We start from the raw sequence: 9,538 nt of genomic DNA, 5'->3' as shown, positions 1-9,538 counted from the left end.
CACAAGCATTGCGGCAGGCAAACTTCCGAGCCATAAACGGCGGACCACAGCCCAGTTAACATGTTGCTCGCGGTGGTGGATGATTAAGGCCGCAATTTTGGTGATGGTAGCAAACCATAAATCAGTCGCAACAGCTGTAGTGGGCGCTGTACCAAAAATCAAGAGTAATATTGGAGTCATCAAGGCACCGCCGCCGACTCCGGTTAACCCCACAATAAAACCGGTTAATGCGCCGGCAATTGAGTAAGTGAAGTCCATTAAATCTCCCTAAAAAAATAAGAGTACTTACAAATTAGAGAGGATGCAATAAATGTTTGGTTGCAACTTCGGGTCTGGTAATAGAACCTGGGCGTGAACAATTAATTTAAATAAATCATGGGCTAATTGCCTCATTAAGTTTCAATTTCAACGTTCCGCGACTTGTTCGCCGGAAGTAGATGTCAAGTATTTTTTCAGGCATGGCCCTGCGGGTTTTGTAAGCGATTATCTTGCATTCAACCAAATTAATGAGATATTATCGCGTATTTTCTTTAAATAGAACCAAATTAGTACTATATACTATATAAGACTTAATTGGTACTAGATTATTCGCGGAAGGAGTGGTATGCTGCGCATCAGCAAATTGGCCGATTATGGAACAGTAGTGATGGTGTATCTAGCCAGGCGCCCGCAAGTATTATGCAACGCGCGTGATATTGCAGCCCACACTCACCTTAGCGTGCCAACCGTCAGTAAATTGTTAAAACGTTTGACTGCTGCAGGATTGCTTTCATCTGCTCGCGGCGTTGCAGGCGGATATCGCCTGCAACGTCCGGCGTCAGACATTTCTGTTGCGGAAATTATTTATGCGCTGGAAGAATTCCGAGGTTTAACTGAGTGCAGTACGCATCCAAATGAGTGTTCGCTGCAAGGTGTTTGCCATGTACAAGGCAATTGGCGTTTAATCAGTAAGGCAATTGAAGCAGCATTAAGCAATGTAAGTCTTGAGGCACTGGCCAAGCCTTCTTTACAGATGGTGAATGTTGAGGGCATCAAGCAACTAGAGGGGCAGTAAACAGTGGCTAAAAATAAGGCACAAATTCATTCTCTGCTTGAGCGGGAATATCAGCATGGTTTTGTAACTGATATTGAAGTAGAAACATTTCCGCCGGGGCTGAACGAAGACGTCATACGGCGCTTGTCTTCCATCAAAGGTGAGCCGGAATTTTTACTGGAATGGCGTTTAAAGGCATTCAGGCATTGGCAAACGATGAAACACCCCGAATGGGCAAGCGTTCATTATCCTCCTGTAGATTATCAGGCCATTTCTTATTATTCTGCGCCAAAAAACAAAAAAGATGGGCCTAAAAGTCTTGAAGAAGTCGACCCTGAACTGTTGCGTACCTATGAAAAACTTGGTATCCCGTTGCACGAGCAGGAAATGCTCGCAGGGGTTGCGGTTGATGCGGTTTTTGACAGCGTCTCGGTTGCAACTACGTTTAAAGAAAAACTGGCTGAAAAAGGGGTGATTTTTTGTCCTCTGTCTGAAGCGGTCAAAGAATATCCGGATCTCATCCGCCAGTATCTCGGAACGGTTGTTTCCTACCGCGATAATTTTTATGCGGCATTAAATTCAGCGGTGTTCAGTGACGGCTCATTTGTTTATATTCCTAAAGGCGTTCGTTGTCCTATGGAATTATCCACCTATTTTCGTATCAATGCCGCATCAACCGGACAGTTTGAGCGTACTTTAATCGTGGCTGACTCAGATAGCTATGTATCTTACCTTGAAGGATGCACTGCACCCATGCGGGATGAAAACCAGCTGCATGCGGCTGTAGTGGAGCTGGTGGCTTTGGATGGTGCGCAAATTAAATATTCAACCGTGCAAAACTGGTATCCTGGCGATAAGGAAGGCAAGGGCGGGATATATAATTTTGTAACCAAACGGGGTGCATGCCGCGGCAAGCGTTCCAAAATTTCATGGACCCAGATTGAAACTGGTTCTGCGATTACCTGGAAATATCCAAGCGTTATTTTACAGGGTGACGAATCGGTTGGAGAATTTTATTCAGTCGCTGTAACCAATCATTATCAGCAAGCCGATACAGGCACTAAAATGATTCATCTGGGTAAAAATACCCGCTCTACCATTATTTCCAAAGGCATCAGCGCGGGTCGCGCGCATAATGCCTACCGTGGCTTGGTACGCATTGCGCCCACAGCCAGCAATGCGCGCAATTATACGCAATGTGATTCCATGCTGATGGGAAGCCAATGCTCAGCACATACGTTTCCCTATATAGAAGTCAAAAACCCAACCGCCAAGGTCGAGCATGAAGCCACGACTTCAAAAATCAGTGAAGACCAGTTGTTTTATTGCGAGCAGCGCGGCATAGATACGGAAAATGCCGTATCCATGATAGTCAATGGATTTTGTAAACAGGTGCTAAAAGAGCTGCCAATGGAATTTGCGGTGGAGGCAACAAAATTATTAGGTATTAGTCTGGAAGGGGCAGTAGGTTAAGATGTTATCAATTAGAGAGTTACATGCAGCAATCGATGATCAACCCATTTTAAAAGGGATTGATTTGTCTGTGAAAGGCGGAGAAATTCATGCCATCATGGGGCCAAACGGATCTGGAAAAAGTACTTTGTCAAAAGTGCTGGCAGGCCATCCCGCTTATAAGATTACTCATGGCGAAATTGAGTATATGGGTAAGGATTTGCTGCCTTTATCGCCGGCAGAGCGCGCCCAGGCAGGCATTTTTATGTCATTTCAATACCCTGTAGAAATTCCAGGCGTCACTAATATTAATTTTTTAAAGGCTGCGGTTAATGCAGTCCGCAAGGGGCAGGATAAAAAGACGCTGGATGCCATTGAGTTTTTAAGCTTTATCCGCGAAAAATGCCAGATGCTTGATATGGATGAAAGCTTTTTATACCGCAGTATCAATGAAGGATTCTCCGGTGGAGAAAAAAAACGCAATGAAATATTGCAAATGGCAGCGCTTGAGCCAAAACTTGCTATTCTCGATGAAACGGATTCCGGTTTGGATATTGATGCATTGCGAATTATTGCAGAGGGCGTAAATGCCATGCGAAGCCCGGAGCGCGCTATTATTCTCGTTACTCATTACCAGCGTTTGCTTAATTATATTGAACCTGATTTTATTCATGTGCTGGCCAATGGGCGTATCATCAAGTCAGGAGATAAATCCTTAGCGCTAGAGCTGGAGGAAAAGGGGTATGGCAATCTTCTGAAGATGGAGAAGGCATGATAGACGTCCTTGAATTTTATCAAAAGCAGGCTTTAGCAGGGTTGTCAGACATACCCTGGCTTAAGCGTTTACAGCATGGGGCGTTAACAGATTTTACCCGTATCGGTTTTCCAGGCCGCCACGATGAAGAATGGAAATATACTTCTGTAGATGCCTTTTTACGGCAACGTTTCAATCTGAACCAGCCATCCGGGAATGAAGCGTGTCCGCCCATGAATGATGTGCCTTTGGGATTGCCAGTCAGGATTTGTAACGGCAAGGTACTTAATGCCGAAGAGGTCAATGCCCGATTACCGGCTGGCGTTATTGTAAAGCCCTGGCCTCAGGCGATAGGGGAACATGCCGATTTGATAAAACCCCATCTGGGCCAAATTCTTTCGCATGAACATGGTTTTCAGGCACTGAATACCGCGATACTGCAGGATGGATTATTCATCTATTTGCCAGAGGGTTGTCAGTTAAAAGATCCTTTATGGCTGTCCCACTGGCAGGATAACGCCGAACAGGCTGTGTATCTTCGCTATTTGATTGTAGCTGGAGCAGGGAGTTCTGCTACGGTGGTTGAAGATTATCAAGGTCTCAATGATTGTGCCTATTTGAGTAATGCCATGTCTGAAATAGCGGTTGGCAAAAAGGCTTTGTTAAATCATTATAAAATACAGCGGGAAGGAAATCTGGCTTACCACGTAGGACATACGGCTGTGCGCCAGGCAGGAAACAGCGGATTTAACAGCCACGTGCTAAGCCTTGGCGGCAAGCTTGTGCGCAGTGATGTCAGCATTGTATTTCGCGAGCCGCATGCGCATTGCCTTTTAAATGGCATTTATGTGCCTGTTGGCGGGCAACATATTGATCATCATACGACAGTCGCGCATGCCGCGCCTTTCTGCCACAGCGAGCAGGACTATAAGGGAATTCTAAAAGGCGCTTCGCGGGCTGTTTTTAATGGCAAAGTCCTGGTGGCTAAAGATGCCCAGCATACCGTTGCCAAACAACAGAATAAAAATTTGCTGCTTTCTGCCGCTGCCGAAATTGACACCAAACCTCAGCTTGAAATTTATGCCGATGATGTGGTGTGTTCGCATGGCGCAACCGTAGGCCAGCTTGATGAAGATGCCTTATTTTATCTGGCCGCCCGCGGCATTAACCGTGAAGAAGCAAGCCGCTATATGATTCAGGCTTTCTCTGCGGAAAACTTGCAAAGAGTCTCACTCCCCGGACTTCAGGACTGGATGAAGTCCTTATTGAACCGGCAGTTAGGATGAATAAATCATGAATCGAGCACGTGAATTGATTGAAACATTGGATATAGAAGCAATACGCCGCGATTTTCCGGTATTACATCAAACCGTAAATGATGATATGCCGCTCATTTATCTGGATAATGCAGCGACAACTCAGAAGCCAAAGCCTGTTATTGAGGCAATCAGTGATTTTTATACTCATGATAATGCCAATGTACACCGCAGCGTCCATGCTTTAAGTGTGCGCGCCACCCAAAAATTTGAAAGCGCACGCGAGAAAGTACGCCGTTTTATTCAGGCAAAACACGCTCATGAATGTATTTTTGTCCGCGGCACAACGGAAGGCATTAATTTGGTTGCACAAAGCTTTGTCGCACCGCGTATATTGCCGGGGGAAGAAATCCTGATTACGCACATGGAGCATCACTCTAATATTGTTCCCTGGCAAATGGTATGTAAGAAAACAGGTGCCCGCCTTGAAGTGGCTCCTATTTCTTTCGAGGGAGAAGTACTCCTGGATGAGTTTGCCAGAAAGCTGTCAGATAACACCAAGTTTGTTGCTATCAATTATGTATCGAATGCTTTAGGCACGATTAATCCCGTGAAAAAAATGATTGAAATGGCGCATGCCGTTGGTGCTTTGGTGCTCCTGGATGGCGCCCAGGCGACAGCGCATCTGCCGATTAATGTGCAAGAACTGGATTGTGATTTTTTCGCTTTTTCCGGCCATAAAATGTATGGGCCAACAGGGATTGGTGTGCTTTGGGGCAAAGAACATCTTTTAAACGACATGGGGCCTTATCAGGGCGGCGGCGAAATGATTAATTATGTGACCCTGGAATCCACAGATTATGCGCCGCTGCCGTATAAATTTGAAGCTGGTACGCCAAACATCGCAGGCGTAATGGGGCTGGCTCAAGCTATGGATTATTTATGGTCGCTTGATTTGGACGCTATTGTCGCCTATGAAGCGCATCTATTGGCATATGCGACTGATGCTATAAAAACCGTGAAAGGTTTTAACTTGATAGGGACGGCCAAAGAAAAAGTCCCTATCATTTCATTCGTTCATGGAAAAATTCACGCTCATGATATTGGCACCATACTTGACAGCGAAGGCATTGCCATTCGCAGCGGCCATCATTGCACCATGCCTTTGATGGATTTTTTGGACGTGCCGGCGACAGCTCGCATTTCTTTATCCTTTTACAACACGGAACAGGAAATTGATGAATGCGTTAAAGCGCTGCACAAAGTCAAAGAGGTTTTTTCCCGATGATGGATTTACGCGAACTTTACCAGGAAATCATCATTGATCATAATCAAAATCCCCGCAATCACCGCGAAATGGAGCATCCCACTTGTAAAGCAAAAGGGTTTAATCCACTGTGCGGCGATAAATTAACTGTTTACCTGAAGCTTAAAAATGATGCGATTGAAGATATCAGCTTTTTGGGCTGTGGATGCGCTATTTCTCAGGCCTCCGCTTCCTTGATGACTGAAGTATTGCAAGGTAAAACGGTATCTGAAGCGCATGAGTTTTTTAAGCGTTTTCACCATATGGTAACCGTTGCAGATGATCCGGAACCAGAATCGCTTGATAAGCTTTCAGTCCTTGCTGGTGTGCGCGCGTTTCCCGCCCGGGTCAAATGTGCGACTCTTGCCTGGCATACCCTGGAATCAGCGCTTAAGCAAGATAGTACTGTGGTAACTACGGAGTAGGCGATGTTAGGGTTCAAAAAGAAAAAAGACGAACAGGCAAAATTACACGATGCTGTGATTGCCGCCTTAAAAACAGTATTTGACCCTGAAATTCCGGTGAATATCTATGATCTAGGTTTAATTTATAATATTACCATTGAAGATGAGACCAAAGACGTTCATATTCAAATGACTTTAACCTCCCCAGGATGCCCGGTAGCGCAGACTTTTCCCGGCACGGTTGAGCAGACTGTGAACAAGGTAGAAGGTGTAAATGATTGTACTGTGGAACTTGTTTGGGATCCGCCCTGGACTCAGGAGCGAATGACAGAAGCAGCAAAGCTTGAATTGGGCATCTTTTATTAATTGGGGAATCATGCCCTGGTACAGCCTTCGGTCTAATCCGGTTTTTTTTGATCTTTTTCTATGAATGAAAATTGGCAACCTACAGCCACGATAGAATCCTTGAGGCAGCGCACGCATTTGCTGGCGCGGGTTAGAAATTTTTTTAATGAGCGCGGCTATCTTGAAGTCGAAACACCGATCCTTGCGAAACATGGTGTTACCGATGTGTATCTGCAGAATATTGAAGCCCGTTTTCGCGGGCAAACTTATTATTTGCAAACTTCTCCCGAATATCACATGAAACGGCTTTTGGCAGCAGGGAGCGGCCCCATTTTTCAATTGGCAAAAGTGTTTCGTGATGATGAATTGGGCCGCTGGCATAATCCTGAGTTCACCATGCTTGAGTGGTATCAGTTAAACGTGACCCATCATGATTTAATGGATGAAGTAGAAGCGCTGCTGCAAGGGATTCTTAATTGTTCTGTCATGAAGCGCATCACCTATCAGCAAATTTTTTTAGACATATGCGGTTTTGATCCTCTCCAGGCCAGCCTGAAATATTTGCGGCAGACAGTTGGCAGGTTTGGGTTGGAGGATGTTTTGCCGCAATCTGAAACTGACAAGGATCAATATTTATTCTTACTGCTGAGCCACGTGATAGAACCTGAATTGGCAAAGGAACTCAATCCAGTCGCAATCTATCATTTTCCCCCAACGCAGGCAGCGCTTGCCCAGATCAATCATGGTGTAGCCGAGCGTTTTGAAGTTTATTATCGCGGCATCGAATTAGCCAATGGTTTTCATGAGCTAACCGATGCTGCGGCACAAAAAAAGCGCTTTTTAGAGGATATTGGCATGAGAAAGGAAAAAGGGTTGCCTGCCCAAATTGCGCCAGATAGCTATTTATTACAAGCGCTTAGCCATGGATTGCCGCCTTGCAGTGGAGTCGCTTTGGGCTTGGATCGCCTCCTGGCACTCGCTATGGGGTTTAGCGAGATAGCAGAAAGCATGGCTTTTGCTTTTTCCAGAGCCTAATCATTCGCGGTTATCAACTCATTGTTTTGATTTAAAAACCCCGGCTGCAAGCAACATAGCCATGCACCAGGATGGTTTATAAAAATAATCTCCTGGCTTTTTTCGGGGGTCCCAGGTCAGGCTCGAGATCAAAGTTTAATTTCTTTGAAATTTTTGAGGGAGAATTTTTTTGTTGTTCCTCAGAGAATAAGCGGTACTCAAGGATTTTTTGGGTCTTGGCTCGATATGAAGTAATTTTTAGCTCATCCGGTTGTTTTGCCTCAAAAATTGTTTCTGGTATTTTGTCGATGAACAATTGTAAACTCTTTGCGGAAAAATAATGTTTCTTTTCAAGGCCTCCTGAAGAACTGAGCTCTTCAATAGTGATTATATCTGCAAATTTCAGATTAATTTTTTCAAGCAAATCCTGGCCGGCAAGCAAAATTGCAAGCAACCATTTAATGGAAGAAAATTCAGGGCGAAAATCACCACTTTTATGATTGACAGCAGTAATTTGGCCGAAATTTTTATCAAACGTTATATTACCTGCCGCTATGCAGCGTGCGGAAGAAACACTCTCGCCCGTCATTTGGTAATGAGCGGGAATTTTTTTTCCGGCAGCGCCTTCCTCCGCGAACCAGACGCGATAGTTTTCATCAACCAAATAACGGATTTTATATGAACTTTCCTCAAGATCGTCATCTCGCCATGCGTCCTCGCTCAAATTTGATTGTTTTTTTGATAAATTTTCTTTTAATACCAATAACAAGCTATCAAGTTTGCAAAGCGGATAAATGATAAAATCTGAGTCAAAACGTATTTTTCCAGTGTGATGTACAGCTGAATATAAGGCTGTTTTTTTATCATCAAAAGAAAATAACGCTTTGAGGAGAACTTCTTCTGCAACCTTGGTTGTTTTGAGGTCTGTCGATTTTAATTTCAGCATTCGCCCTTCTCGATCTATAAAAACAAATTGATTTTAAAATGAGCAAATTATAATCTGTTTAATACAAAGCGCAAGCTAAACTGTTCTGAAAGGATTGAATCAATCAGGAATTAAATTCAGCAGCCAATGCATCTTTCAATTCAGGATAGGCAAATTCAAATCCTTCCCGGGGTAAACGCTTGGGCACTACCCGCTGGCCATGAAGGAGTAACATATCGCCCATTTCGCCAAAAATGAGGCGTATGACCCAGGCGGGAGTTTTAAGCAATAAAGGCCGATTCAACGCCTTAGCCAACCGTTCAGCAAATTCTGCCTGACTGACAGGGTTAGGAGAAGTAACATTAAAGGCTCCAGTCAGGCCGGGGTTGCTGAGCAGAAAGCCATAAGCTCTGACGACGTCTTGGTAATGTACCCAGGAGATGACTTGCTTGCCATCGCCGAGCACGCTTCCCAATCCGAGCTTAAAGGCTGGAGCTAATTTTTTCAGCATACCCTCGCCCCGCTTTAAAACAACCCCAAAACGGGTGATGGTGACTGGAATTCCATATTCAGTGGCAGGCTGAAGGGACTTTTGCCAAAGAACGCCAACTTTGCTTAAGTAATCTTTGGGATGGGCAAAATCAATAGGCGCATCTTCATCATAGGCAGTTGGGTCATCATTTTTTTGTATGCCATATATTCCTATGGCATTGGCGCAGTAAAAATGCGGCTTTGCCTCCTGGCTGATAAGCCAATTGATAAGTGTTACATTTGTATTTACCCGCGAATCAATGATTTCCTGTTTAACGGCTTCATTCCAGCGCGATCCGGCAATATTTTTACCGCAAAGGTTGATAACAGCCTGATAATTTCTGGCATCCAAACGGGGTAACTCTTCCCAGGTGCAGGCCTTAACTTGTTCGCCGAATTGTTTTTTCACCTGTTCTCTCGAGCGGCTAAGTACGGTAATTGGATATTCAGGCAAAAATGCGCGCACGAGCTCTGTACCTACGAACCCTGTTCCCCCCGCAATTAAGAGACTCATATTT

At 44.7% G+C, this 9,538-nt stretch carries 11 protein-coding genes; 8 read left to right on the top strand and 3 right to left on the bottom strand.

What is annotated here, in order from left to right; genetic code table 11:
* Positions 1-258, bottom strand: a 258-nt coding sequence (locus tag Llon_RS11655; protein ID WP_202813346.1) for a sulfite exporter TauE/SafE family protein, incomplete at its 3' end; no start/stop codon positions are given.
* Positions 259-604: 346 nt separating this feature from the next.
* Between Llon_RS11655 and Llon_RS08160 the strand changes: the two genes are divergently transcribed.
* The 8 genes from Llon_RS08160 to epmA are packed head-to-tail and all read left to right on the top strand — an operon-like array spanning position 605 to position 7,585.
* Positions 605-1,054: an SUF system Fe-S cluster assembly regulator gene (locus Llon_RS08160; RefSeq protein ID WP_058529577.1), complete on the top strand. Its 450-nt coding sequence runs from the start codon at positions 605-607 to the stop codon at positions 1,052-1,054.
* 3 nt (positions 1,055-1,057) lie between these two features.
* Positions 1,058-2,506 (top strand): Fe-S cluster assembly protein SufB, encoded by a 1,449-nt coding sequence (gene sufB, locus Llon_RS08155; RefSeq protein ID WP_058529576.1) that lies wholly within the window; start codon positions 1,058-1,060, stop codon positions 2,504-2,506.
* Between the two features lies 1 nt (position 2,507).
* A complete protein-coding gene (gene sufC, locus Llon_RS08150) occupies positions 2,508-3,260 on the top strand; it encodes a Fe-S cluster assembly ATPase SufC (protein ID WP_058529575.1) in 753 nt (250 codons plus the stop codon).
* Positions 3,257-4,525, top strand: coding sequence for a Fe-S cluster assembly protein SufD (sufD, locus tag Llon_RS08145; RefSeq protein ID WP_058529574.1), 1,269 nt, complete (start codon positions 3,257-3,259; stop codon positions 4,523-4,525). Before sufC ends, sufD begins: the two co-directional genes overlap by 4 nt.
* A gap of 7 nt (positions 4,526-4,532) precedes the next feature.
* A complete protein-coding gene (locus tag Llon_RS08140) occupies positions 4,533-5,783 on the top strand; it encodes an aminotransferase class V-fold PLP-dependent enzyme (RefSeq protein WP_115336845.1) in 1,251 nt (416 codons plus the stop codon).
* Positions 5,780-6,226 carry a Fe-S cluster assembly sulfur transfer protein SufU gene (gene sufU, locus Llon_RS08135; protein WP_058529573.1) on the top strand — a complete coding sequence of 149 codons (447 nt, stop codon included), beginning with the start codon at positions 5,780-5,782 and terminating at the stop codon, positions 6,224-6,226. Before Llon_RS08140 ends, sufU begins: the two co-directional genes overlap by 4 nt.
* A gap of 3 nt (positions 6,227-6,229) precedes the next feature.
* Positions 6,230-6,571 carry an SUF system Fe-S cluster assembly protein gene (locus tag Llon_RS08130; RefSeq protein WP_058529572.1) on the top strand — a complete coding sequence of 114 codons (342 nt, stop codon included), beginning with the start codon at positions 6,230-6,232 and terminating at the stop codon, positions 6,569-6,571.
* Between the two features lie 60 nt (positions 6,572-6,631).
* Complete coding sequence (gene epmA / locus Llon_RS08125; protein ID WP_058529571.1) at positions 6,632-7,585, top strand: elongation factor P--(R)-beta-lysine ligase; 954 nt, start codon at positions 6,632-6,634, stop codon at positions 7,583-7,585.
* 76 nt (positions 7,586-7,661) lie between these two features.
* On the opposite strand, the gene Llon_RS08120 is transcribed toward epmA, so the two are convergent.
* Both Llon_RS08120 and Llon_RS08115 read right to left on the bottom strand, forming a co-directional pair.
* Positions 7,662-8,510: a hypothetical protein gene (locus Llon_RS08120; RefSeq protein ID WP_058529570.1), complete on the bottom strand. Its 849-nt coding sequence runs from the start codon at positions 8,508-8,510 to the stop codon at positions 7,662-7,664.
* A 103-nt stretch (positions 8,511-8,613) separates the two neighbouring features.
* On the bottom strand, positions 8,614-9,534 hold the full coding sequence (locus tag Llon_RS08115) for a TIGR01777 family oxidoreductase (RefSeq protein WP_058529569.1): 921 nt from the start codon (positions 9,532-9,534) through the stop codon (positions 8,614-8,616).
* Positions 9,535-9,538: the final 4 nt, after the last annotated feature.

Origin of the sequence: Legionella londiniensis (assembly GCF_001467825.1) — a bacterium.
GTDB classification, from domain to species: domain Bacteria; phylum Pseudomonadota; class Gammaproteobacteria; order Legionellales; family Legionellaceae; genus Legionella_A; species Legionella_A londiniensis.
The sequence above is the reverse complement of the archived record's forward strand: the minus strand, read 5'-3'. Positions and strand labels throughout refer to the sequence as shown.

Bases quoted from the DNA above. Each gene is read 5' to 3' on its own strand.
- Llon_RS08160 (WP_058529577.1), top strand. From the start codon at position 605: ATGCTGCGCATCAGCAAATTGGCCGATTATGGAACAGTAGTGATGGTG.
- sufC (WP_058529575.1), top strand. From the start codon at position 2,508: ATGTTATCAATTAGAGAGTTACATGCAGCAATCGATGATCAACCCATT.
- sufD (WP_058529574.1), top strand. From the start codon at position 3,257: ATGATAGACGTCCTTGAATTTTATCAAAAGCAGGCTTTAGCAGGGTTG.
- Llon_RS08140 (WP_115336845.1), top strand. From the start codon at position 4,533: ATGAATCGAGCACGTGAATTGATTGAAACATTGGATATAGAAGCAATA.
- sufU (WP_058529573.1), top strand. From the start codon at position 5,780: ATGATGGATTTACGCGAACTTTACCAGGAAATCATCATTGATCATAAT.
- Llon_RS08130 (WP_058529572.1), top strand. From the start codon at position 6,230: ATGTTAGGGTTCAAAAAGAAAAAAGACGAACAGGCAAAATTACACGAT.
- epmA (WP_058529571.1), top strand. From the start codon at position 6,632: ATGAATGAAAATTGGCAACCTACAGCCACGATAGAATCCTTGAGGCAG.
- Llon_RS08120 (WP_058529570.1), bottom strand. From the start codon at position 8,510: ATGCTGAAATTAAAATCGACAGACCTCAAAACAACCAAGGTTGCAGAA.
- Llon_RS08115 (WP_058529569.1), bottom strand. From the start codon at position 9,534: ATGAGTCTCTTAATTGCGGGGGGAACAGGGTTCGTAGGTACAGAGCTC.